Below are 26,170 nucleotides of genomic sequence, written 5' to 3'. Positions count from 1 at the left end.
ACCTAGGAGTAAGTTCTATGTTAAACAAAGACAAGAAAAAACTAGCCATGATCGTTGGTGCATCAATCGCAGCTTCTGCTGCCATGGGTACTGCCGCTGCAAGCGACAATCCTTTCGCATTAAACGACCTTCAAGCTGGCTATGATCTTGCTAAATTCGACGCAGGTGAAGGTAAATGCGGCGAAGGCAAGTGTGGTGAAGATAAAGCCGAGAAAGAAGGTAAATGCGGCGAAGGCAAGTGCGGTGAAGATAAAGCCGAGAAAGAAGGCAAGTGCGGCGAAGGTAAATGTGGTGAAGGCAAAGCCGAGAAAGAAGGTAAATGCGGCGAAGGCAAGTGCGGCGAAGATAAAGCCGAGAAAGAAGGTAAGTGCGGCGAAGGTAAATGCGGCGTAGCTTAATTCTTTAAGCCATTCTTCAACATGGGGTGGTGGTTCTCCGCCACCCTTCCTTTCAACTCCCAACTCTTCTAAGGTGATATTTTGTATCCAGTAACAGGTGCCGGACTCGGTTTAAGACGTGATTTCATGCGTGAATTTGAGGCTTTGGACGCTTCTAACGTTGATTTCATGGAAGTCGCTCCAGAAAACTGGCTACCCTTCGGAGGACATTTGGAACAAATCTTTGCGCAATATGCAGAGCGCTTTCCGTTTGTCATTCATGGTTTATCACTCTCAATTGGTAGTCCAAGCCCTTTAGATACCGCGTTTGTTAAAGAAGTGGCTGAGTTTATTAAGAAGTACAATATTCGCTGTTACAGCGAACACTTAAGTTACTGTAGTGATGATGGTCACATGTATGACCTTATGCCCATCCCGTTTACCGAAGATGCGGTTCATTACGTGGCTGATCGTATCAAACAGGTTCAGGATATTATTGGACAGCGTTTAGCAATGGAAAATGTGTCTTATTATGCTGCGCCAGGACAGGAAATGTCTGAACTCGAGTTTTTCAAATCGGTAGTCGAAGAAGCTGATTGCGATATTTTATTGGACATTAACAATATATACGTTAACAGCATTAATCATGACTATGACCCTAAAGAATTTTTATTAGCCTTACCCAAAGATCGTGTTGCCTACTCGCACATAGCAGGGCATTACGATGAGGCTGATGATCTAAAAGTCGATACGCACGGTGCCGACGTCAAAGCAGATGTGTGGTCATTACTGGAAACCGCGTACCAACATTTTGGTGTGTTTCCAACGCTATTAGAGCGTGACTTTAACATACCAGCAATGCCGCAGTTGCTTGCTGAAGTGGATAAAATTAAAGAGTTGCAGGAACAATATAGTGATAAACAAGATAGCCAACCAGCTATTGCATAGCAGTTAGGCCTATGACTGATCCAAAACCTAACTCTCACAATAGATTCCAGCAAATCCAATATGAATTCTCAAAGAACCTGCGAAATCCCGCTGAGGCGAAAGCACCAGAAGGGATAGAAGCTCGGCGCATGAAGGTCTATCAAGATCTGTTCTACAATAATATCGAAAGCTTCTGTAAGAACAGTTTTCCTGTGTTGCGGTCAATAACCGCCGATGATAAGTGGCATCGCATGGTTCGCGATTTTTTTACGAACTATAGAGCTGAGTCACCTTACTTCATTGAAATTTCAAAAGAGTTTTTTAATTATCTTTCAGAGCACAGAAAGCCCGAAGGTGATGATTTTCCATTTATGCTTGAACTGGCACACTGGGAATGGATGGAGGTTGCGACTGTTTCAGCCAAAGAAAACATCCTGCAAATTCCCCACGAGCGCAATGGCGACCTCGTTAGCGAGCCGGTTGTGGTGTCTCCTTTAGCTCATAGCTTAGTGTATGAATATCCGGTGCACAGAATTGGCCCCAGTTATCTGCCAGATACCCCTCCAGAAACACCAACATTTCTATTGATTAGCCGAAACCGTAAGCATGAAGTTGACTTTATGGAAGGAAATTCAATGACTTATCGCTTGCTGGATATTTTTATTGAACACTTGCATGAAGGTCGGCAGATCACGGGCAAACAGGCCTTAGAGCAACTGATTGAGGAAACCAATTTCCCTCAGCCTGAACAGCTACTGAATGGTGGCCAGCAAATTTTAACCAGTTTGCTAGAGCGTGACATTCTCCTAGGAACCGCCTAATAAAACCGCGCGTAGAGACCGCTTAAGACTAGTCATATGAAGTGATGTGCTTTATGATTAGCGCATACTGAGAATATTAAGGTTATTAAGGAATGAGAAGTAACCCCATCCTAATATTTTTGTCCGCTATTTTGCTGACAGCTTGCGCTACGACTGGCGATAATCCAAAAGATCCTTATGAAGAACGAAACAGGGCTGTTTGGGATTTTAACCGCTCCATCGACAAAGCATTACTTAAACCTGTTGCTGAAGGTTATCAATACATTACCCCAGATCCTGTTGAAAAAGGTGTCTCTAACTTTTTTAGCAACCTAGGTGAAATCACCACGATTCTGAATGATATTTTGCAAGGTAAGTTTCTCAAAGCCGGTAAAGACACGGGGCGCTTTTTAATCAATAGCACCATTGGTATTGCTGGTTTACTCGATCCTGCTACAGAGATGGGGCTAGAAAGAGAAGAAGAAGACTTTGGACAGACACTCGCAGTGTGGGGCTTTGAGTCTGGACCGTTTATCATGTTGCCATTTATTGGGCCTTCGACAGTCAGAGATGGTTCTGGCTTTGCCATTGACACCTTTGCATTTTATAGCCCTTATGATGAGCTTAATGACTCACAAACTGAGTGGGCACTTCGCTCCTTATGGTTGATCAATACTCGAGCCGAACTACTGCCGCTAGAGGAACAACTTGAAGGTGCTTTGGACGAGTATCTCATGGTACGCGATGCTTACTTGCAGCGTCGTGAGTTTTTGATTCATGATGGGCGTCCGCCAATTGAAGATGAATGTGAGTTTGAGGAAGAGTGCGAAGAGTGGTAAAAATATAAATCATTATGCCGATAGAGTTTAACGATACCTTAGTCATCGCTATTTCATCGACTGCCTTGTTCGATCTGGCAGAAAGTCACCGCATCTACATGGAAAGTGGCGTAAATAGTTATGCGCAGTATCAGATTGAGCATGAGGATGAACTGCTTAAGCCTGGCGCTGCTTTCGGCCTAGTAAAAAAACTCCTTTCTTTGAATGAAACAAAAAAAGACACGCCAAAAGTAGAGGTGATTTTATTATCCCGAAATAGCGCTGATACAGGACTTCGTGTCTTTAACTCTATTGAGAATCATCAATTAAAAATCACACGGGCTGCTTTTACTTCTGGCAATAGCCCGTACCTTTACGCCGAAGCCTTTGGTGCACACCTATTTTTATCGACTAACCCGAAAGATGTACTGCAAGCAATTAATGCCGGTATTGCCGCTGCAACCATTGTATCTCCGACACAGTCCAACAACGAAAGCGACATTATAAAGTTCGCCTTTGACGGCGACGCCGTTTTATTCTCTGACGAAGCAGAGCAGATCTTCCAACAAGATGGTCTAGAAGAGTTTACTCGCTCTGAAAAACAGTCAGCACAAAAGCCCTTGGAAGGCGGTCCTTTCAAAAACTTCCTTTCCGCGCTTCATAAACTGCAAAAAGAATACACCCAAGATAATTGTCCGATCCGTACCGCACTCGTCACTGCACGCTCAGCACCAGCGCATGAGCGCGTTATACGGACTTTACGCTACTGGGATATCCGTATTGACGAAGCCCTGTTCCTCGGTGGTATGGACAAAACTAAATTCCTCAAAGCTTTTGGTGCTGACGTCTTCTTTGATGATCAAGAAGGGCATATAGACCGTGCTAAAGGCCATGTCCCAAGCGGCCACGTCCCCAATGGCGTGATTAACTCCTGAGCTAAAACCTGTTTCTATCTAAGCCTGCATCCACTTAAGTCAAATTTGCATTAACACCTACTATAAACTCTATTTTTTTGAGAATTACTTGTGTTTTTTTTTCGCAAACAGTAAAGTTCTACCGCCTGTTTGGAAAAAAATGGGCTTGATATATAAAAAAAGGAAAACAATCCATGAAAAAAATACTTGCGACACTTGCTTGCGCTTTATCCTTTATTTCCACAGACAGTCGTGCTCTTGATGGCACTTTGGTTGATTTAGAGTCATCCTACGGAATGGGGCCATTCTATGACGTGGCATACCATAACAATACCGCATATGCTGTTGATAGTAATGAAGATCTAATAATATTAGATGTCACTGATAGCTCGAATGTAGTTTTAATCGATGAACTGGCTGTTGGTTGTGGTTCAACAGATTTAGATATCGATGGAAATACTCTGGTTGTCCGCTGTGCATTTGAGGTTCATTTCTTTGATGTCTCAGATAGCTCTGCTCCGACATTGATCGGGACATTTGACTCTTCAGGTTATGCAGTAAACAGCGTTAAGTTAGTAGGTAACCGCATGTACATGATCGGTGGCAATAGTGATATAGCTGTTTTTAATGCATCAGATCTGACTAACCTACAAAATATCAATACACAAACATTTGGTTCATTAGGAAATGTCTCTGAAGCAAAAATAGATGGTAATTACCTCTATACGGTCAGTCGTTTTAAGAAAGTGAGAGCCTTTGACCTTACTGACGAGAACCTTATTACAGAGCTCACTTTAGCAGAGGCGGAAGGTACCCTTTACTATGACGCATCAATAGTGGGTGATACTTTATATATTGGAGCTGCAGGTGGTTTGCGTGTCTATGATATTTCCGATGTAAATAATCCGTCATTCGTAAGCACTGTCAATACGGGGTCCTCCTTTGAAGATATTGAAGTTCTAAAGTCTCTTCATGTTATTGGAGATAAATTATTTGCTGGTAAATTTAATGGTTGGATTTTTCAGTTCGATATAAGCACTCCAAACTCTCCTACCTTCCAAGATGATATTAGAGCTGGTACTCACGAAATATATGGCTTCACAAACAGTGCAGATGCTCTGTATGTTGCTTATGGAGTTGATGGACTAAGAACTTTAGATATTTCATCAGAGGCCGTACCTTATATGGATCCGTTGGGTAGCTACGGTCAATCGATGATTCCTGAGGATTTAGATATGAGTGATGGAAGAGTGTTGGTTTCTGATGAAACTGGACTGTTCCACATCATCGATATAGATGCTGAATACTCATTTATACCAAAAAGCCGCATCCCTTTGGTTGCTGGGGTTAATACTCAGGCAGCTGAGATCAAAAATAATATCGGCTGGTTGGGTGTTGAAAAAAATCTAGATACCTATGATTTTTCGACCTTAGATCCTAGTTCGTTCCTTGATAGTAAAACGCCTAGCGCAGATGGGTTTATCACTTACCTTAAAGAACGTGACAATACTCTGTATGTCGGGGCCAGTGATGGCACTATCGTAGTATACGATGTAAGTACTAATGTACCATCGTTAGTATCGTCAATCACATTGCCGCCCGCAAGCTCAGGAGCTAAGCACTACATCAAAGAAATCACTCCTTATGGTGACTATGTACTAGCTTCAAGTGTCAACGCAGAGTTGTTGGCTGTTGATTTTTCTGATACTGCTAATCCTTCGGTTGTATCTGTTCCGACGATGTCTGAGGTAACCTCAGCAAAATTATTCGTTACAGGGGACGTTGCGATTTCTGCAAGTGACTTCGGCGTATTCTTAATCGACATCTCTGACCTCACAGCGGCTAATCATATTGGCCAGCTTTCAGGTTTTGGTCTTGTGACAGCGGCTACTGAAATCGACTCAGATACGATTCTATTAAGCTCAACAAATGGCTTGTTAGCCGTAGATATTTCTGACTCTGCTAATATTTCTATCATTAGTCAGCTAGAAGCAGTACCTGAATTATCAAGTTTAGCATTTGACGGCTCAGATATCGTTGGCGCTGTCCAGTTCGAGAACGAGCTTAGAGCTTATCAGTTTAACTTATCTCCTACAGCAGCCAGCGCTGACTTTACTCTTGATGAAGACACATCTATTGATGAGTCTGTAAGTGCTACCGATCCTGAGGGTGACGACATTACATTTGGTATTGTGACTGAGCCTTCCAACGGTACAGTGACTATTTCAGCTAACGGCCTGTTTACTTATGAACCCGCTTTGAATTTCAATGGACAAGATTCGTTTACTTTCTCAGCAAAGGATGTGCACGGAGGCAAAGCTGAAGCGACAGTAACATTAACGGTTAATGTTGTGAATGATGCTCCAGTTGCTAACCCTGTAAACTTATCAACAGGAACAGAAACAGAAGTGTCAGGTGACTTTGAAGCGTCGGATCCAGATGGCGATGAGTTAACCTATAACCATACTAACCCAGAAAATGGTAGCTTAACTGTTTCAGGCAGTAGCTTTGTTTATACGCCAAACGAAGGGTTTAGTGGAGAGGATACTTTTGAATACACTGCGATGGATGCTAGTGGTGCAGAGTCAACGGCTACAGTCACGATAGCAGTAATCAATAATGCACCGGTTGCTAATTTGGTGACAATAAGCACTAGCGTAGATACAGCAGTTTCAGGTACTTTTAGCACCACAGACTCAGATGGCGATGAGTTAACTATAGAAAACTCAAACCCGTCAAGTGGTAGCTTAACTGTTTCAGGAACCAGCTTTACTTATACACCAAATGCGGGCTTTTCGGGCAGTGATAGCTTCCAGTATACGGTGACTGACCCTTACGGAGCTTCTGCTACAGCAAGTGTCCGTATTACTGTTAATGCCCCGTCATCCGGTGGCGGTTCAAATGACTGGTGGCTACTATCTTTACTTTTTGCAATATTAGTGACTAGATTAAGGCTCAAGTAGAGCATTAAATCACCAAATAAAAAGCCGCATTTATTGCGGCTTTTTTAGCTCTAAAGAATACGGCGGGTAATTGCACTAATTAATGATACTCTGACCCTAATTATTGTTTTATTAATTTGAAGCTAGGGGATCATTCTGCTAAGGGGTGGTCGGACATGAGTTGGGTCATGGTATCCTGAATAAAAACATGATAAAAGCTAATGGGGCTTGGAAAGACCATCCCAATAATGAAAAGAATGTTGATGAATGGCTCAAAAGGATGTTCCCAGGAGAATATTAATGAAAGTAAATTTTTTACCGTTATATGTATTTTTAATTTCACTAGCTGGTTGTATGACAACGCATTCAAACAATAAAGTTTATGTTTATGTTAATAAATATAAACCAGCCTTCGTTTTAGATGTTGTAGATAATCATGCAGGAATAGGAAGTTCAGGATATTTTCTTAAAGATTGTTCAAGCAATGAAGTTAACTGTATAGAAAGTCCCATTTTCAACTTTGCAATTCCTAAGTCTTCAAAGCTTCCGAAAACTTGGACATTTAACGGTATAAATTATGTGGTAGATCATGTATTAGAAAGTAATGAAGATAAAATATTCGTAGTCTTACTTGAGGTTAATTCTGATATAAACCGTCTAGTCTTAGACAATATAAATACTATTTATTACTCCAAAAAAAACGGTATTATTAGACTAGGCATTGGACATTATGATAGTGGTCAAAATAAGATAGAGTTCTTTGATTACGAACTCCGAGGGAAAGCTGGCTTCCAATTTAAAGAATAACAAATAGGGTCAGAGTACAATTTAACAGGTCTTGATGCTGAGCTTTTCGAGGTATCAAAATCACTGGACATCTATCATGTAGCAAAAAAAAGTAGCATAATGCGTTGAAATCTGTACTATTTATGGTTGCAGAAATAATAAACAACTACCGTAGGGAATAAAATGTCAACGTTAAATAAGTTTTTAACCGAGCTTGGCACTAATGCTAAGTTAATGGAAGCGTATAAAGCTGAGCCTGTTGCGACGATGGAAGCTGCTGGTTTAAATGATGACGAAATTAATGCAGTTCAACATGCTGATATGGACAAAGTAAAAGAGTTGACAGGTGGAGGAGAGTACGCTGTTGTTGTTCATAATGTAAAAGAGCATAACCTGTAACCTTCCAGTGAAAAGATTTATTTTAGTACTAGCTCTGCTTTTTATATTTGATACAGCCAAAGCAGATATAGAGCAAGACTTGCAGCAATTAAAGCAGAGCAATACTAGCGACTCTGGGCAAGCGTTTCGGCTGATTCAGGACTTAAAAAGTCGGTGGGGAGATTTTGAGACTGATGAACAAAAAGCCCGGTTTTACGTTCAAGAATCGTATTTCTATATACTGAAATCAGAGAGTCAAAAAGCACAAAGCCCCTTAAGGTTATTGTTACAACTGCCTGGGGTGTCTGAGGACTCAAGGCTAGCTGCTTATTCGTTACTGTCTCAAATCTATATGAGCCTGAATGAATATCAAAAGGCTTTTAATTACCTGTTTGAAGGTTTGTCTGTAACGCCTAAAATTCAAGACCGGTCCTTGCAGTTCACTTCATACTATGCCGCAGCTAATATTTTTGTAGAGTTAGGTGATTACGACGCAGCTCTAGAGTACGTCCTTAAAGCAAGTGATATTGCCGTGGCGATGAATAATAATGAAAATCAGTGCTATGTGAAAGCATTAGTAGCTAATATCTATTTAAGGCAAGATAGGAGCATAAATCATGACGAGCGGCTTAAAGAAAGCATTGAGTATTGTAAAGGCCTTAATATCTTGGTTGTCGATGCCAATTTATATAAAAATTTAGCGCAAAATTACTTTAATCATGGCCAGCTAGAAAAGTCTGAGTTAGCTTATAGAGCAGCGCTAAAAATATCTGCTGACAATGGTTACCAGCCTGATATTTTGAAGATCAAGCTTGGCTTAGCTCGTGTCTATATTGAGACTGGCGAGTTTCAAAAGGCTAAGGTGTATATTGACGAAGTTCTACATAAAACTGAAGTGCAAGAGTCTGGTGTGAGCCGAAAGGATGCGACAGAATTAATGGCGAAGTACTATGAAAAAAATAATAACTATAGTGAGGCTTATAAGGCTTTATTAGAGCTTGCCATTATCCAAGATAAGATGCTGAAAGAGCAGGCGGATAAAAACTTAGCTTTTCAAAAAGTTAAATATGCACACTTGGATCAAGACGCACAAATCAAAATTTTAGATCAAAAAAATAAGTTGTTAGCACTGACCAGTCAAGTCGAAGTTCAGTCGAAAAGAAACTTTCAATTGCTTCTAGTGATAGTGCTAACCGTGTTAACAGGGATTAGTTTATGGTTGTGGCGAGTAAAAAAACAAAAAGAACGTTACCAAAGGCTTTCTCAAGTCGATGCTTTGACAAACACCTTAAACCGCAGGTCTGCATTAAAACTGGCTAATGATGTTCATCATAATAGCCTAATCAACGATAGCCGTTATTGCGTCATTATTTTTGATTTGGATTACTTCAAAACTGTTAATGATCGGTTTGGCCATGCAATGGGTGACTGGGTATTAAAACAAGTGAGCGATTGTGTGAAGGAAAGAATACGCCCGGTTGATGTATTTGGTAGGCTAGGCGGCGAAGAGTTTATTGTTATCCTGCCTCAGTGTATGAGCGAAGATGCTATAAAGTTTATTGAACGTTGTGCTAAAGCCTTTAAAGAAATAGAGCATGCGAAACTACCCAGTGACTTCCGCATTACTGCAAGTTTCGGCGTTGCGGAAAAGAGTAACGGTGAGTCTTTAGAAGAGCTGATTATTGAGGCTGATAATGCTATGTATCAAGCCAAGAGAAACGGTCGAAACCAAGTCCAAGTATATTAAGCTGTTATAACTATGAATATTAAAAAAGCCAATGGTTCTTTAACATGCATTGGCACTGGTATTACTCTTGCCGGGCAAATTACAACCCTATCTAAAAACTATCTTGAGCAGGCTGAACGTGTTTTTGGCATTTTGCCAGATAAGCTTTCAGAAGACTGGGTAAAGTCGATAAATCCATCCTATAAAAGCCTCCAGTATTTGTACGCTGAAGGTAAGTCTCGTCGTCAAACGTACCAAGACATGACCGAGGTCGTTTGCCAGTCGGTGCGAGAGGGAAATAAAGTCGTACTGGCGCTGTATGGTCATCCAGGTATTTTTGCCTGTGTCGGACATTTTGCTATCGAGCGCTTGAAAACGGAGGGGTATCCAGCTCAGATGCTTCCGGGGGTTTCCGCGGATGCGTGTCTTTATGCCGATCTGGGTATCGACCCCGGTACTACCGGTTGCCAAGCTTATGAAGCGACTCAGTTTTTATTTAGCGGAGTACCGCTAAATACATCAGCCTACACCATTTTATGGCAAATTGGTCTAGCCGGTGAGCATACGCTAAAAACACTTAAAACAACGCAAGAGAATTTGAAGGCGACAGTGCGTATTTTGAATAAATGGTACCCACTTCAGCATGAAATGATCCTGTATGAAGCTCCTTTTATACCGGTGCAGAAGCCACGAATAGATACGTTCATGCTTAAAGAGTTGCCTCAGATAGACATATCGACGATTTCAACCTTAGTCATTCCTCCTTTAACAGGGTTGAAGCTGGATAAAGGCGCTTTAGATGAGTTCGGGTTGGATATCAGCGACTTCGGTTAAATAGCGCTAAATTCAGTTAAAAGTCACACCAATCTCTCCTTAAAAAAGCCATCAATAGAAAGCGCTTTATGTATTGAGAACTTCAGGAAAAACTCAACGTATTCAGTAGGTGTCATTGGCTATGACGCCTCATCAATACAGCCATCCCTTATTTGTTTTGTTCCCTTAATTGTTTTAAGCTTGTTGGCACTTAAACTGGGGAATATCAAACGATTATGAAACTTTTTTTGAAGTCAGCACTAGTCTTATGTCTGCTTGTAGGCAGCAGCTTTGCAAAAGCGCGAACCTTAGATGCACCAGAGCGAGCTGAGGGCCAGGGGCCGTTTGAGCGTTTGATTTTGCGTGGTGGGATTGTGATTGATGGTAAGGGGGCACCGCCGTTTGGTCCTGTCGATATTATTATTGAAGACAATACAATTGTTTCAGTACGCTCGGTTGGAGCGCCCGGGGTTGCTATTGATGAATCAAAACGTCCTAAAGCTGGAGCGGGCGATAAGGTCGTGGATATTTCGGGGCATTATGTCTTGCCAGGGTTTGTCGATATGCATGGCCATATTGCCGGTAGTGTCGATGGCTTACCTGCTGAGTATCCGTTCAAATTATGGCTAGGGCATGGCATTACTACAGTCCGTGAGCCGGGAAGCTTCAACGGATTGGACTGGACCTTAAAGCATCAAGAGTTAAGTCAAGATAACACAATTACCGCGCCACGGATCGTGCCTTATGTTGGCTTCAATATGGATTGGGATAAGGAAATTACTACGGCGAAGGACACTCGACGCTGGGTGCGCCATGTGGCTGATAAAGGTGCAAAAGGCATTAAGTTCTTTGGTTTGCCACGTCCGATGATGGAGGCGGCGCTGGATGAAGCCAATAAGCAAGGCTTAGGCACCATGATGCATCATGCGCAGTTGAATGTTGTCGGTACTAATGCTTTAGACTCTGCTCGTCTAGGACTGACATCTATGGAGCATTGGTATGGCTTGCCAGAGGCTTTATTTGAAGATCAAGTGATTCAAGATTATCCACTAGAATATAACTACAACAACGAGTCACACCGCTTTACGGAAGCTGGTCGCTTATGGCAACAGGCTGCTAAGAAAGGCTCTGACAGGTGGAACGCGGTTCGCGATGAGCTGATTGAGTTAGACTTTACGCTAAACCCTACGTTGACCATTTATGAAGCTAGCCGTGATGTGATGCGTGCTCGAAACGCACCATGGCACAAAGAGTTTACTCACCCTAAGCTCAAGCAGTTCTTCGAACCTAATCGCGAGTCACACGGTTCTTATTTTTTCGACTGGACAACTCAGAACGAAATTGATTGGAAAAACAATTATCGAATCTGGATGAGCTTCCTCAATGATTTTAAAAACCATGGTGGCCGAGTGACCACGGGATCGGATACGGGGTATATTTATAAAATCTTCGGCTTTGGATTTATTCGTGAATTAGAGTTGTTACAAGAAGCAGGCTTCCACCCACTCGAAGTTATTCAGTCTGCTACGATTAACGGTGCCGAGGCACTCGGCATGGACGATAAGATTGGTACGATTCAAGCCGGTAAGTTAGCTGACTTAGTCATCATAGAAGAGAACCCTATTGCAAACTTTAAAGTGTTGTACGGCACAGGGCATTACCGACTAGGGCTTGATAACAAGGCGGAGTATGTTGGAGGCGTAAAGTACACCATCAAAGACGGTATTATTTTTGACGCCAAACAGCTTCGAGAAGACGTTAAGCAACTGGTTGAGCAAGCTAAGCACTCGAAGTAAACCGGCGAAGCTTAGTCATGCTTTGGTCATTCTGATGAAAATTAGAATCTTAATAAGGATGAGCATCTTGTGGCGAGAAGGCTTTGAATGAAATTCAGGATGACACGAGAGGGAGGCCCAGCCGGCCTTCCTTTTTGACTTAAGTCTAATTCAATAAATCGCCCAAGGCTTCATCAATAGTCGAGTACTCAAAGGTGAAGCTGCTTTTGACCAGTTTTTTGGGGAAAACGCGCTGTCCAGTGAGCAGCATTGTCGCCATTTCGCCAACAATAATCTTCAACGCAAATGCTGGCATGGTGGCAAAAGTGGGGCGGTGTAATACAGAGCCTAGAGCATTGGTTAGGCGCTCGTTAGTTACTGGATTCGGCGCTGTAAGATTGAAAGTCCCTTTGAGTTCTTCGTTATCAATAAGGTGCATGATAGCTCTGATATGATCGTGTATATGAATCCATGAAAAATACTGGTTCCCGCTACCGAGTTTACCACCGACTCCAAATTTAAACGGGGTTACCATTTGCTGCAATGCACCTTCATCACCTAACACCACTCCGGTTCGAATGCAGCAGACACGAACGCCGAGCGACTCGGCTTTATAAGCGGCATCTTCCCACCGCGAACATAACCGCACCTGAAACTCTGACGCACTTCCTGAGGTTGACTCTTCATCAAGCTCCTCATTGCCTCTTGCACCGTAATAACCGATAGCTGAGCCACTAATGAGAGTATGAGGTTTTTGTTGTTGGCCATTAATCCACTGCACTAAGTTCTCGGTCAAGTTTAAGCGGCTTTCGACGATTTCTTGCTTATAGCGGTCACTCCAACGCTTTGCCGATAAATTGGCCCCGGCCAAATTGATAACAACATCGACAGCCGATACCTCGGTTAAAGAGCTGGTGAGTTTAACGTCTTTAAACGTTGGGTAGGCTCGGTATTTATCAGGAGAGCGGGTTAAGACCGTAACCTCATGGGATTGAGCTTTAAGCAAAGGCACAAGGTTGCGCCCAATAAAGCCGGTACCACCAGTGATCAGAACATGAGACATAATAACTCCCCCTGAGATAGTATTTCTATTGTTAAGACCACTATATCAGAAGAGCGTCATTAGTTAAGTGAAGAAGCTTAATTGTGGCAGAAACCAAAAAAGGCGCCGCAGCGCCTTTACAGGGATAAAAGATACAAATCTAGCACTCAATAATGTGTACCGCTAAACCGCCACGAGCAGTTTCCTTGTATTTGTCGCGCATATCTTTACCGGTCGCCCACATGGTCTTAATGACTTTATCCAGTGAGACCTTGTGTTGACCATCGCCACGCATCGCTAAGCGAGAGGCGTTAATGGCTTTAATCGCACCCATGGCGTTACGTTCAATGCATGGCACCTGCACTAAACCGCCCACCGGATCACAGGTTAAACCTAAGTTATGTTCCATGCCGATTTCTGCAGCATTTTCCACTTGCAGGGGAGAGCCGCCCATGACTTCTGTTAAAGCGCCAGCGGCCATCGAGCAGGCTGTGCCGACTTCGCCTTGGCAACCCACTTCTGCACCAGAAATGGAAGCGTTTAACTTATACAAAACGCCAATCGCGCCTGCGGTTAGCAAGAACCGAATGACGGCTTTTTCATCGGCGTTTGGATTAAAGCGCATGAAGTAATACAAGACAGCAGGAATAATGCCCGCAGCACCATTCGTCGGAGCTGTGACAACACGTCCGCCAGCCGCATTCTCTTCATTTACTGCTAGAGCATATAAGTCTACCCAGTCCATGGTGGACAAGGTATCTGTGGTGTTGCTTTCTGACTTTAACTTGCGATAAATTCCCGGCGCACGACGTTTTACTTTTAGGCCACCCGGTAAAATTCCCTCGCGGTTACAGCCGCGCTTAATGCACTCTTCCATAGCACGCCAAATTTCCAAAAGCTTACTGCGGACTTCTTCTTCGGAGCGCCATGACTTTTCGTTTTCCATCATCAAAGTAGAAATGCAAATGCCTTCTTCTTCGCAAATGTCCATTAACTCTTTAGCCGAGCTGAAAGGGTATTTAACCTTAGTGTCATCTTCGATGATGGGCGCATCTGCATCGACATCATCATTTACCACGAAGCCGCCACCAACAGAATAAAAAGTTCTTTGCGCTATTTGATTTCCGTCTTCGTCGTACGCATAAAAAATCATCCCGTTGGCATGCTTTGGGAGTGACTTTTTCTTGTATAAAACGAGATCTTTGTCTTCATTAAAGTTGATCACTTTTGCTTCATTCAAGTGAATCTTGCCATCACCACGAATGACTTCTAAGCGCTCTGGAATAATATCGGGATTAATTTCCTCGGGTAAGTGTCCCTCTAAGCCTAGCAGTACAGCGGTGTCAGAGCCGTGACCTTTACCGGTAGCTCCTAGTGAACCATATAACTCACTGACAACACGATGCGTCGAGTCTAATAACCCTTTTTCGGTGATGAACTCGATAAAACGATGTGCTGCACGCATCGGGCCAACCGTGTGAGAGCTGGAAGGGCCAATACCAATGCTGAACATGTCGAATACGCTAATCGCCAAAGTGTTTACCTCATTTGAAGTTGATAGCTTTATTGTAATGGTTATAGGTGCCACTGGCTATGAAAGCAAGCGGTTAGAAGCCTGACATCTGACCAGTTATTTATAACTTATCGATATATGTTGAGTGGTTTATCAACTGAGAAAATTTTACGATGATATTAGCGGTCGCGCCCCAGATATTCCAACCATCGTAAGGGATTGAATAGATAGAGTAATTTTTGCCGCCATACTCTTTGTATGAGTGAATTTGATTGTTCGAATCGAACAGAAAGTCGAGCGGTGCTTCAAAAGCAGACGATACTTCATCTTGGCACAAAATCAGCTCAAAATTGTTAGGTAAGATACCCACAACAGGCTGAATTAAGAAACCTGAGCCTGTGGGCTGCAAGGGCAGTTTGCCGAGCACTTGAATATCGGCTTGCGCAATCCCCACTTCCTCCTCGGTTTCACGAAGCGCTGTGTGGACTAAATTATCATCAGTATCGTCCATACTACCGCCGGGAAAACTAATTTGTCCGGCATGGTGACGCAAATGTTCAGCACGTTGTGTCAACAGCAGGTGCAATCCATCTGACTTTTCAATCAGGGGGACTAGAACCGCGCTTGGTCTTAGCTTCGCAGTACGAGGCGTTATTTCATCAGCTGCGTCTAATGCCTGCTGGATTTGGTCGAGTGTAATCATCTTACTCATCATCAAGAACCGGCAGTATTTTACTGAGCTTATGTAACGTTTCTTCGTACTCGTTTTCTGCTTCTGAGTCAGCAACCAAACCGCCACCGCCCCAAGCATGGATTTTGTTGTTGTCAGTGACTAAAGTGCGGATCGCAATGTTTGAGTCAAGGTAGCCTCGGAAATCCAAATACATCACTGAGCCACAATAAATACTGCGGCGGTGAGGCTCTAGTTCTTCGATAATTTCCATCGCCCGAACTTTCGGTGCACCGGTAATAGAGCCACCCGGGAAGCAATGTTTAAGCAAAGTGAAAACGTCGCTTTGTTGCGCTAAATCAGCTTCAATGGTACTGACCAAATGGTGAACTGAAATAAAGGATTGGAGCTCAAATAATTTAGTGACCTTAACCGAGCCAATCTCAGCATTGCGCCCAATATCGTTACGAAGCAGATCGACAATCATTAAGTTTTCGGCGCGGTCTTTTTCGCTATTCTCTAGCTCATCGGATAATCGTTTATCCTCTGCTTCATCCTTGCTACGTGGGCGTGTGCCTTTAATCGGTTGCGTAACCACATGCAGCTTTTTATTTTTGCCTTTGCCTTGAGGGTAAACCTGTATAAATCGTTCAGGTGACAGCGACAATATTTGTTGCTCTCCAAGATTCATATATGACGAGAAGGGGGCCTGATTGTGTTCAGTCAGCCTTAGATAGGCGTTCCATGGATGTCCTTCAAAGTCAGCAGTAAAGCGCTGGGCCAGATTCACCTGATAACAGTCGCCAGCATGGATATATTCATGAACTTGGTTAAAGCGTTTAATGTAACCCTCTTTGTTCATGTTGCTTTGCCAACCTCCGTTTAAGCGGAAAGCTTCGCGTTGCGCGCTAACGCCGTCTTGATAAAGTGTTTCAAATTCAGCCACAATATCTTTCCAATAAGCATCACAATAGTGGCAGAATTTTACTAAGTAACTTTTGTGATTTCGGTGATCGCTTATAAAAGCCCACTCATACAAACCAAAAGCGAGTTCGGGCAATTCAATATCGTCTTCGGCGTTGGTCGGAAGCTTTTCCACGTATCGACCAGCATCATAACTACAGTAACCGGCGATACCACCGTGAAAAGGTAATTGTGATAGCTCGTCAGGTAATGCCTGGGCATCTTCTAAACCGAGTTGGTAAAAACGCTTGAGATCGTCAAAAGGATCATTGCTGATCGTTATCTCCGCGCCTGTAACGTCTGACTCGCCATCTGAGAAAGCAAAGGTTGCTCTTGGTCTTGCAAGAATAATGTCAAACTGTGCGGCTTGGTGGAGAGTCTTTCCACTGTCTAGTAGTAACGCCCAAGGTTCGTCCGCAAAGTGTCCAAAAAGCGCTCGAACATCGACGGGCTCACGATAAGGTAATTCAACGAATGCGGCTTCTGTTTGCTCTTTTTTCATGCAGATTGACTAAAAAGTAAGCTAAATGAGAGGCTGTTGAGCTTTATTCACGCCCAAAATTTGGGAAACGCCTGATCCAGCCTGTATAATGATGCACCGATTTTAGAGGTTTATGTGTAGCTTGTATAGCGAAGCTCAGTGTAACTCACATAAACTCAGCAAACCAAGATTCGGAGAGACCTTGCATGGGCATAATTAAAGCCGAAGATTTTATCGAAAGCGTTGCTGACGCTTTCCAGTATATTTCCTATTACCATCCGAAAGATTTCGTCCAAGCCATGTCAGCGGCTTATGAAAAAGAAGAAAGTCCTGCCGCTAAAGACGCCATGAAACAAATTCTAGTCAATTCGCGCATGTCTGCCACAGGCCATAGACCTGTTTGTCAGGATACTGGAATTGCCTGTGCTTTCGTCAAAGTGGGTATGGACGCACGCTTTGAAGGCGGCATGACGATTCAAGAAATGGTGGATGAGGGCGTTCGTCGCGCTTATACCAATGAAGACAATCCTCTTCGCGCATCAGTATTAATGGACCCTGCGGGTAAGCGTCTTAACTCTAAAGACAACACGCCCGCGGTGGTGCACGTCGAAATGGTTAAAGGCGATAAAGTCGACGTCACTTGTGCCGCAAAAGGTGGTGGCTCTGAAAACAAATCAAAGTTTGTCATGCTAAATCCAAGTGATTCGATTGTGGACTGGGTTGTCGAAACCGTGCCTAAGATGGGTGCTGGCTGGTGTCCACCGGGCATGCTGGGTATTGGTGTCGGTGGTACCGCTGAAAAAGCCATGGTTCTGGCGAAAGAATCCCTAATGGATCCGATCGATATGCAGGACTTATTGAAAAAAGGCCCAAGCAATAAAGTCGAAGAATTGCGTATCGAAATTTACGAGGCGGTTAATAAACTGGGTATCGGTGCTCAAGGTCTTGGCGGTGTGACCACCGTTCTTGATGTCAAAATCAAAGATTGGCCAACTCACGCAGCCTCAAAACCGGTAGCGATGATTCCAAACTGTGCAGCCACCCGTCATATACACTTCACATTAGACGGCGCTGGGCCTGCTATGCTAACCCCACCGTCTATCGAAGATTGGCCTGATATGGAATATGAAGCTTCTGCTGACGCTAAGCGAGTCGATATGGACAATGTCACGCCTGAAGAGGTCGCGAGCTGGAAGCCCGGCGATGTCTTGTTGTTAAACGGCAAAATTTTAACCGGCCGTGATGCCGCACATAAAAAGATTAAAGACTTACTGGATTCAGGCGAAGGCTTGCCAGAAGGCCTCGACTTCAATAACCGTTTTATCTATTACGTAGGCCCAGTAGACGCGGTACGCGACGAAGCGGTAGGCCCTGCAGGCCCAACAACCGCAACGCGTATGGATAAGTTCACTGAAATGATGCTGGATAAGACGGGCTTACTCGGCATGATCGGTAAAGCTGAACGTGGCGACGAAGCGATTGAAGCGATTAAAAAGCATGAATCAGTGTACTTAATGGCCACAGGTGGCGCGGCTTACTTAGTCTCTAAAGCGATTAAGAACTCACGTGTCGTCGCTTTCCCAGAGCTTGGTATGGAAGCGGTGTATGAGTTTGAAGTTGAAGATATGCCAGTGACGGTTGCGGTGGACTCGTCGGGCGAAAGTGTCCATAAGACGGGGCCGCAAGTTTGGAAAGTTAAGTTAGCAGGCTGATTTAGCTATAGCAGCTTGGCTACTGCGCTTGGAAATACGGCGTTAAAAACAAAATTTAGCTTTGTCAGGGTCTGCCCCCTTGGGTATTTACTATTAGTAAACTCCGCATCTAAATTTTGTTTTGTGCCTTGTCTTTCCATCGCTCGCTACGCCAATAGTTAGATATTTGTCATTCCAGCCTTGAGCTGGAATCTTGGTGAAAAATACGTAATAGGTTGGGTTAGACAAAGTCGTAACCCAACAAAAAAGAAAAAGGCAAAGAATTATGAGTGCAGGTTTAAAATTAAGAAAAGCAGTTGAAGAAAATAATCCGTTACAGGTAATGGGTACCATTACAGCGTACGCGGCGCGTATGGCTGAGCAAGTGGGTCACAAGGCGGTTTACCTTTCGGGTGGCGGTGTGGCTGCGAACTCGTTGGGGATGCCTGACCTAGGTATTTCTACTGCTGAAGACCTATTAGTAGACATACGTCGTATTACTGACGTTTGTAGTCTGCCATTATTAGTGGATATCGATACCGGTTTCGGTGGCGCTTTTAATATCGCGCGCACTACGCGTTCTTTAATCAAAGCTGGCGCGGCAGGCTTCCACATGGAAGACCAAGTAGCAGCGAAGCGTTGTGGTCACCGTCCAAATAAAGAAATCGTTAGCCAGCAGGAAATGGTTGATCGTATTAAAGCAGCAGTTGATGCGCGTACCGACGAAAACTTCGTGATTATGGCACGAACTGATGCGCTTGGTGTCGAAGGTATGCAGTCAGCGATTGATCGTTCGAATGCGTGTTTAGAAGCGGGCGCTGATATGATTTTCCCAGAAGCGATGAGCAAGCTGGAAGATTATAAATATTTCCGTGAACATGTGAACGCTCCAATTTTGGCGAACATTACTGAGTTTGGCCAAACGCCATTATTCTCGTGTGAAGAGTTAGGCGAGCAGGGCGTTGATATCGTTTTGTATTGCTGTGGTGCATACCGCGCTATGAATAAAGCTGCTGAGACTTTCTATCGCGACGTTCTAGAAAAAGGTCATCAGCGCGATGTGGTCGAGATTATGCAAACGCGTGAAGAGTTGTATGATTTCCTTGGCTACCATGATTATGAGCAGAAGCTGGATAAGCTTTTTGCTGAAGGTAAAGAAAAGTAGACGTTACCTTGCATGTCATCCTGAACTTGATTCAGGATCTTTACAAGGCTATGCCACTGAGTTCTCAGATCCTGAATTACCTAAAGGCATTTCCCTTGGTCACAGTTCAGGATGACATGAGTGAGCATAGGTGTTGGACATTAAAGAGAATTTAAATTTAAAAACAGGAGTAGATAGTATGAGTGAGTCAGTTTTACCAAAACCAAAAAAGTCGGTAGCCTTATCAGGCGTACCAGCAGGTAACACTGCCCTATGTACTGTGGGTCGTAGCGGAAACGATTTACACTACCGCGGTTATGACATTCTAGATTTGGCAGAAAGCTGTGAGTTTGAAGAAGTCGCACATTTATTAATTCACGGTAAGTTGCCTAACGCTGCTGAATTAAATAACTACAAGCGTAAATTAAAAGCGCTACGTGGTTTGCCAGCACTAGTCCAAGACGCACTAGAACTTATTCCTGCCAATGCACACCCAATGGACGTGCTACGTACGGGTTGTTCGATTTTAGGCACTGTTTTACCAGAACGTGAAAGCCAACCGTTGAACGAAGCGAAAGATATCGCGGATCGCCTCATGGCATCGTTCCCATCAATGCTTCTTTATTGGTACCACTTCTCGCACAATGGCGTGGCGATTGAGCTAGAAACAGACGAAGAATCTATCGCGGGTCACTTCCTACACTTACTACACGGCGAGCCTTGCCCAGACTCATGGGTTCGTGCGATGCAGATTTCATTGAACCTTTATGCAGAGCATGAGTTCAACGCATCAACATTTACTAGCCGCGTAATTACAGGTACAGGTTCAGACATGTACTCAGCGATTTGTGGTGGTATTGGTGCGCTACGTGGTCCTAAGCATGGTGGTGCGAACGAAGTGGCGCTAGACATTCAAATGCGTTACGACAATCCAGACCAAGCAGAAGCTGACATTAAAGAGCGTATCGCGCGTAAAGAAATCGTGATTGGTTTCGGTCACCCAGTTTACACAACGGGCGACCCTCGTAATGACGTCATCAAGAAAGTGGCGAAAGAGTTGTCAGTGGAGCAGGGCGATACCAACTTGTTTAATATCGCAGAGCGCCTTGAAACAGTGATGTGGGACGAAAAGAAAATGTTCCCTAACCTAGACTGGTTCTCGGCCGTGTCTTACAACAAGATGGGTATTCCAACGTCGATGTTCACGCCAATTTTCGTGATGTCACGTATTACTGGCTGGTCTGCACACGTGATGGAACAGCGTCAAGACGGTAAGATTATTCGTCCGAGCGCCAACTATACGGGGCCGGAGCCGAGGGAGTTTGTCAAAATCGACAAACGATAGTCAAAATGTTTTTTAGAGTATAGATTTCGTCATTCCCGCGAAGGCGGGAATCTCGAAATTAGTTACTATGAAAGATTCCCGTTTTAGTGAAAGTGGCAAGAAAAATTTAGTGCTATGCGTTAAGGCACTACAAATGCAAAAGAGACCAAAGATTACATAATGAATACAAACTACAGAAAGAAACTAGAAGGCACTGACTTAGACTATTTCGATACGCGTCAAGCGGTCGAGGATATTCAAGAAGGTGCTTACGATAAACTTCCATACACGTCTAAAGTTCTCGCTGAGAACTTGGTCCGTCGTTGCGATCCTGAGTCACTGACGGCGAGTTTGAAGCAGCTTATCGAGCGAAAGCGTGATTTGGATTTTCCATGGTTTCCAGCGCGTGTAGTTTGTCACGATATTCTTGGTCAAACGGCATTTGTTGATTTGGCGGGTTTGCGCGACGCTATCGCTGAAGGTGGTGGTGATCCGGCGCAGGTTAACCCAGTAGTTCCAACACAGCTTATCGTGGATCACTCGTTAGCCGTTGAGCATGGCGGTTTTGAGAAAGATGCTTTCGAAAAGAACCGAGCGATTGAAGAACGTCGTAACGAAGACCGCTTCCACTTTATTAACTGGTGTAAAACAGCGTTTAAGAACGTCAACGTGGTTCCACCAGGTAACGGTATTATGCACCAGATTAACTTGGAGCGTATGTCGCCAGTAATTCAAGCACGAGACGGTGTTGCTTTTCCAGATACATTAGTAGGCACCGATAGTCACACGCCAATGGTCGATGCACTAGGTGTTATTGCTGTGGGAGTTGGTGGCCTAGAAGCGGAAAGCGTCATGCTAGGCCGTGCGTCTTACATGCGTCTTCCTGACATCGTGGGCGTAGAGCTAACGGGTAAACCACAACCAGGCATTACCGGTACGGATATTGTATTGGCGATTACGGAGTTCTTACGTAATGAGCGTGTGGTTTCAGCCTACCTAGAGTTCTTTGGCGAAGGTGCTTCGCACTTAACGCTGGGTGATCGTGCGACGATTTCGAACATGACGCCAGAGTACGGCGCGACTGCAGGTATGTTCTATATCGACGAGCAGACCATTGATTATTTAAAGCTTACTGGCCGTGATGACGAGCAAGTTAAGTTAGTCGAGCAATACGCCAAAGAAACAGGTCTGTGGGCTGACGGTTTGAAAGATGCTGAGTACGAGCGTGTATTAACGTTTGATTTATCATCAGTAGGTCGAAACTTAGCTGGTCCATCGAATCCTCACGCACGTGTTTCAACAACGGATTTGGCTGAGAAGGGCATCGTAAAAGATTACGAGATCGAAGAAGGCAAAATGCCGGACGGCGCTTGTATTATTGCAGCAATTACGAGTTGTACTAATACCAGTAACCCTCGCAACATGATTGCCGCAGGTATTATCGCGCGCAACGCGAACAAGCTAGGCTTAACGCGTAAGCCTTGGGTGAAAACATCGTTGGCACCGGGCTCTAAAGCCGTAACGGCTTACTTAGAAGAGTCAAACTTACTGCCTGAAATGGAAAAGCTTGGTTTTGGTGTCGTTGGTTACGCCTGTACTTCGTGTAACGGCATGAGCGGTGCGCTTGATCCAAAAATTAAGCAGGAAATTGAAGAGCGTGATTTGTATTCGACGGCGGTGCTATCGGGTAACCGTAATTTTGATGGTCGTATTCATCCACACGCGGATCAAGCGTTCCTAGCTTCGCCGCCATTAGTTGTGGCTTACGCTATCGCGGGTACGATTCGTTTTGATATCGAAAAAGGTGTTCTAGGTACTGACCAAGACGGTAACCCAGTAACCTTGAAAGACATTTGGCCAACCGATGAAGAGATTGATTCGATTATTTCGGAAAGCGTGAAGCCGCAACAATTCCGTGATGTGTACGAACCAATGTTTAATGTTGAAGTGGACATGGGCGATAAAACCGATCCATTGTATGATTGGCGCGAAATGAGCACTTATATCCGTCGTCCTCCTTATTGGGAAGGTGCGTTGGCTGGCGAGCGTAGCATGAAAGATATGCGTCCGTTGGCAGTGCTTGGCGATAACATTACTACGGATCACTTGTCGCCATCGAACGCAATCCAAAAGTCGAGTGCGGCTGGTGCCTACTTGGATAAAATGGGCGTGCCGGAAGAAGACTATAACTCTTATGCAACGCACCGTGGCGACCACTTAACAGCGCAGCGTGCGACATTCGCTAACCCGAAGCTATTGAACGAAATGGTTCGTGATGGAAATGGCGAAGTGAAGCAAGGGTCATTGGCACGCCTTGAGCCGGAAGGCAAAGAGATGCGTATGTGGGAAACGATTGAAACCTACATGAAGCGCAAGCAACCGCTAATTATTGTGGCTGGTGCTGACTATGGTCAGGGTTCTTCGCGTGACTGGGCGGCGAAAGGTGTTCGCTTAGCGGGTGTTCAAGTGATTGCGGCAGAAGGTTTTGAACGTATTCACCGTACTAATTTAATTGGTATGGGCGTACTACCGCTTCAGTTTGAAGAAGGAACCACTCGTAAAACGCTGAACATTGACGGTACTGAGACTTATGACGTCGAAGGTGATATCGCACCAGGCGCAACCATGACGTTGGTTATCAAGCGTAAAGACGGCGAGCGAGTTGAAGTTCCAATGATTTGCCGTCTGGATACCGCGGAAGAAGTTTCGATTTATTCCGCTGGTGGTGTGTTGCAGCGTTTCGCGCAAGATTTTTTAGCAGCGAGTTAATATTAATCAAGAACTGTCATTCCCGCGAAAGCGGGAATCTTTAAAACTTATAACCGATATAAAAAGATCCCCGCTTCCGCGGGGATGACTGAATTAGTGAATATAGGTTGGGTTAGAGCGCAGGCTCGTAACCCAACGATTGTTACAGACTTATTGTTGGGTTACGCATAGCTAACCCAACCTATGACATAGACAGTTGTCATCCCTTAGAATGACTAGAACAAAAGGTTAAACCCATGTCACAGACTTTCTCTCCACAAATCAAGATCCCAGCCACTTACATGCGTGGCGGAACCAGTAAAGGTGTGTTCTTTAACCTAAGCGACTTGCCCGAAGAGGCGCAAGTTCCGGGGCCAGCGCGTGATGCCTTGTTATTACGTGTGGTGGGAAGTCCTGATCCTTACGGTAAACATACTGATGGCATGGGCGGCGCAACGTCAAGCACCAGCAAAACAGTGATCTTGTCGAAAAGCGACATCGCGGATCATGATGTGGATTATTTATTCGGTCAGGTTTCTATCGACAAACCATTTATCGATTGGAGTGGTAACTGCGGTAATTTAACTGCGGCGGTTGGCTCTTTTGCGATAAACAGTGGTTTAGTTGATCCTGAACGTATTCCAGAAAATGGTCATGCTGAAGTGCGTATCTGGCAGGCTAATATTGAGAAAACTATTATTGCTCACGTGCCGATTACCAATGGTCAGGTGCAAGAAACGGGTGACTTTATTCTCGACGGCGTGACGTTTCCCGCGGCAGAAGTGCAGGTCGACTTTTTAGATCCAGCAGGTGAAGGCTCAATGTTCCCAACGGGTAACTTGGTAGACGAGCTAGAAGTACCGAACATCGGTACATTCAAAGCAACTATGATTACCGCGGGTATTCCAACGATTTTCTTAAACGCTGACGAAATTAACTTTAATGGCAAAACTTATAACGGCACCGAGTTACAGGAAGCCATTAACAGCGACGACGAAGCTTTAGAAATGTTTGAAACGATTCGAGCGCATGGGGCAGTGAAGATGGGCCTTATCGAAAACATCGAAGAGGCCGCTAACCGTCAGCACACGCCCAAAGTTGCGTTTGTCGCACCGCCAGCAGACTACGTGTCCTCTAGCGGTAAAAACATCAGCGCCAGCGATATCGATCTCAATGTACGCGCCTTGTCTATGGGTAAGCTCCACCACGCCATGATGGGCACAGCTGCCGTTGCCATAGCAACAGCTTCCACCATTCCGGGCACAGTGGTGAACTTAGCCGCTGGTGGCGGTGATCGTCAAAGTGTGGTCTTTGGTCATCCATCAGGCACCTTAAAAGTCGGTGCTGAAACTGAACTCCAAAACGGCCAATGGATAGCTAAAAAAGTATTCATGAGCCGAAGCGCTAGAATTTTGATGGAAGGCTGGGTAAGAGTGCCTGGGGATTGTTTCTAACTCTTCTCTTGTCATACCGTGGTTTAACCACGGTATCCAGTGACTCAATATTTAATCTTTTTCGCTACTCAGCGAGTCCCTTTTCTTTGCTTGTCCAAAGAAAAGGGACGAAAAGAAACGACCCCCCCATATTGAGGACTCGCTTCGCGAGACTACCTTAATTTCTTATAAAATACTTAACGCACCAGAATTTACATCACATCCCTGTGTTGAAAATTCTTATCAAAATCTTCCATGATTTTGATTGCTATATTTTCTAAGTAATTAAGCTCAATATGACGGGGTAATGGTGACCAATTTTAACTATCTTTTTTTTCTGCTTGAAACCTTTCTAACAAACTTCTTTCCTTTATAGCTTTAATCGCGTTATCAATGGCGTCGAAAATATCGACGCCGATGTCTTGGGAAATACTATTGACGAGTTTTTCGGATTGTTTTAAGTATTCTTTAATCTTTTTACTTTGGACTAAGCCTTCGGGCGTTAGCGAGTAGAGGGTGCGTCTTTTGTCTTCTTTGTCTGGAGATTGTTGTATAACCTCGAGCTTTAGAAGTTTTGGTAGCTTTTGTTTGACCAATTGGTGTGATTGGTCGAGTTGACGCGCGAGATCGGTGACGGAGGCTTGTTGTAGCTCGAATAGGCTCAGTAGGGTGGAGCAGGACTTAATCGGGACTATTATGCCTAAGCTATCGAATATGGGTTGGCTTTGTTCTTCGATGAGGTTACTGAGATCCTCTGCTCGTTTGCCTAATAGCGCCTTACCGTTTATGCCGTTTTTTGAATACATACTCTAGCTCGAATTCTATAAAGTTGACTTAATTACAAAAATAAATGTAACATGTTGCGCAATGTGTTGCAATGTTGTTGTTTGTAGCAATAGATTGTA

At 44.2% G+C, this 26,170-nt stretch carries 21 protein-coding genes; 16 read left to right on the top strand and 5 right to left on the bottom strand.

Features of this window, described 5'->3' with window-relative positions; genetic code table 11:
- Positions 1-17 precede the first annotated feature (17 nt).
- The 11 genes from ABD943_RS02050 to ABD943_RS02000 all read left to right on the top strand — a co-directional run bounded on the left by ABD943_RS02050 (position 18) and on the right by ABD943_RS02000 (position 12,277).
- Entirely contained in the window at positions 18-398 is a 381-nt protein-coding gene (locus ABD943_RS02050; RefSeq protein ID WP_345291533.1) for an HvfA family oxazolone/thioamide-modified RiPP metallophore, read from the top strand.
- Positions 399-479: 81 nt separating this feature from the next.
- Positions 480-1,325, top strand: coding sequence for an HvfB family MNIO-type RiPP peptide maturase (locus ABD943_RS02045; RefSeq protein WP_345291532.1), 846 nt, complete (start codon positions 480-482; stop codon positions 1,323-1,325).
- An 11-nt stretch (positions 1,326-1,336) separates the two neighbouring features.
- Complete coding sequence (locus tag ABD943_RS02040; protein WP_345291531.1) at positions 1,337-2,125, top strand: HvfC family RiPP maturation protein; 789 nt, start codon at positions 1,337-1,339, stop codon at positions 2,123-2,125.
- A 92-nt stretch (positions 2,126-2,217) separates the two neighbouring features.
- Entirely contained in the window at positions 2,218-2,943 is a 726-nt protein-coding gene (locus ABD943_RS02035) for an MlaA family lipoprotein (RefSeq protein WP_345291530.1), read from the top strand.
- A 14-nt stretch (positions 2,944-2,957) separates the two neighbouring features.
- Positions 2,958-3,857 carry a 5'-nucleotidase gene (locus ABD943_RS02030; RefSeq protein WP_345291529.1) on the top strand — a complete coding sequence of 300 codons (900 nt, stop codon included), beginning with the start codon at positions 2,958-2,960 and terminating at the stop codon, positions 3,855-3,857.
- Positions 3,858-4,030: 173 nt separating this feature from the next.
- The gene (locus tag ABD943_RS02025) at positions 4,031-6,799 is read left to right on the top strand and encodes an Ig-like domain-containing protein (protein WP_345291528.1); all 2,769 of its coding nucleotides are present in this window, start codon (positions 4,031-4,033) and stop codon (positions 6,797-6,799) included.
- Between the two features lie 246 nt (positions 6,800-7,045).
- Positions 7,046-7,585: a hypothetical protein gene (locus ABD943_RS02020; protein WP_345291527.1), complete on the top strand. Its 540-nt coding sequence runs from the start codon at positions 7,046-7,048 to the stop codon at positions 7,583-7,585.
- A gap of 162 nt (positions 7,586-7,747) precedes the next feature.
- On the top strand, positions 7,748-7,963 hold the full coding sequence (locus ABD943_RS02015) for a hypothetical protein (protein WP_345291526.1): 216 nt from the start codon (positions 7,748-7,750) through the stop codon (positions 7,961-7,963).
- Positions 7,964-7,970: 7 nt separating this feature from the next.
- On the top strand, positions 7,971-9,689 hold the full coding sequence (locus tag ABD943_RS02010; RefSeq protein WP_345291525.1) for a tetratricopeptide repeat-containing diguanylate cyclase: 1,719 nt from the start codon (positions 7,971-7,973) through the stop codon (positions 9,687-9,689).
- A gap of 12 nt (positions 9,690-9,701) precedes the next feature.
- Positions 9,702-10,502 (top strand): SAM-dependent methyltransferase, encoded by an 801-nt coding sequence (locus ABD943_RS02005; RefSeq protein WP_345291524.1) that lies wholly within the window; start codon positions 9,702-9,704, stop codon positions 10,500-10,502.
- Between the two features lie 215 nt (positions 10,503-10,717).
- Positions 10,718-12,277 carry an amidohydrolase family protein gene (locus ABD943_RS02000; protein ID WP_345291523.1) on the top strand — a complete coding sequence of 520 codons (1,560 nt, stop codon included), beginning with the start codon at positions 10,718-10,720 and terminating at the stop codon, positions 12,275-12,277.
- Between the two features lie 145 nt (positions 12,278-12,422).
- Here the strand turns inward: ABD943_RS02000 and ABD943_RS01995 are convergent, their stop codons facing one another.
- The 4 genes from ABD943_RS01995 to pabB all read right to left on the bottom strand — a co-directional run bounded on the left by ABD943_RS01995 (position 12,423) and on the right by pabB (position 16,946).
- A complete protein-coding gene (locus ABD943_RS01995) occupies positions 12,423-13,319 on the bottom strand; it encodes a TIGR01777 family oxidoreductase (protein WP_345291522.1) in 897 nt (298 codons plus the stop codon).
- 139 nt (positions 13,320-13,458) lie between these two features.
- Entirely contained in the window at positions 13,459-14,832 is a 1,374-nt protein-coding gene (locus ABD943_RS01990) for an L-serine ammonia-lyase (RefSeq protein WP_345291521.1), read from the bottom strand.
- A 100-nt stretch (positions 14,833-14,932) separates the two neighbouring features.
- Positions 14,933-15,514 (bottom strand): CoA pyrophosphatase, encoded by a 582-nt coding sequence (locus tag ABD943_RS01985; RefSeq protein ID WP_345291520.1) that lies wholly within the window; start codon positions 15,512-15,514, stop codon positions 14,933-14,935.
- 1 nt (position 15,515) lies between these two features.
- Positions 15,516-16,946, bottom strand: coding sequence for an aminodeoxychorismate synthase component I (gene pabB / locus ABD943_RS01980; protein ID WP_345291519.1), 1,431 nt, complete (start codon positions 16,944-16,946; stop codon positions 15,516-15,518).
- A 185-nt stretch (positions 16,947-17,131) separates the two neighbouring features.
- Here pabB and ABD943_RS01975 point away from each other — a divergent pair, with 185 nt between their 5' ends.
- The 5 genes from ABD943_RS01975 to prpF all read left to right on the top strand — a co-directional run bounded on the left by ABD943_RS01975 (position 17,132) and on the right by prpF (position 25,286).
- A complete protein-coding gene (locus tag ABD943_RS01975; protein ID WP_345291518.1) occupies positions 17,132-18,637 on the top strand; it encodes a fumarate hydratase in 1,506 nt (501 codons plus the stop codon).
- Between the two features lie 265 nt (positions 18,638-18,902).
- Entirely contained in the window at positions 18,903-19,781 is an 879-nt protein-coding gene (gene prpB / locus ABD943_RS01970) for a methylisocitrate lyase (protein ID WP_223579757.1), read from the top strand.
- Between the two features lie 178 nt (positions 19,782-19,959).
- On the top strand, positions 19,960-21,105 hold the full coding sequence (gene prpC, locus ABD943_RS01965; protein WP_345291517.1) for a bifunctional 2-methylcitrate synthase/citrate synthase: 1,146 nt from the start codon (positions 19,960-19,962) through the stop codon (positions 21,103-21,105).
- Between the two features lie 159 nt (positions 21,106-21,264).
- Positions 21,265-23,853, top strand: coding sequence for a Fe/S-dependent 2-methylisocitrate dehydratase AcnD (gene acnD, locus ABD943_RS01960; protein WP_345291516.1), 2,589 nt, complete (start codon positions 21,265-21,267; stop codon positions 23,851-23,853).
- Positions 23,854-24,089: 236 nt separating this feature from the next.
- Positions 24,090-25,286, top strand: coding sequence for a 2-methylaconitate cis-trans isomerase PrpF (prpF, locus tag ABD943_RS01955; protein ID WP_345291515.1), 1,197 nt, complete (start codon positions 24,090-24,092; stop codon positions 25,284-25,286).
- A gap of 299 nt (positions 25,287-25,585) precedes the next feature.
- Here prpF and ABD943_RS01950 read toward each other — a convergent pair whose 3' ends face one another.
- A complete protein-coding gene (locus ABD943_RS01950) occupies positions 25,586-26,071 on the bottom strand; it encodes a winged helix DNA-binding protein (RefSeq protein ID WP_345291514.1) in 486 nt (161 codons plus the stop codon).
- Positions 26,072-26,170 lie beyond the last annotated feature (99 nt).

The organism is Kangiella marina, from assembly GCF_039541235.1.
Taxonomy (GTDB): Bacteria; Pseudomonadota; Gammaproteobacteria; order Enterobacterales; family Kangiellaceae; genus Kangiella; species Kangiella marina.
The sequence above is the reverse complement of the archived record's forward strand: the minus strand, read 5'-3'. Positions and strand labels throughout refer to the sequence as shown.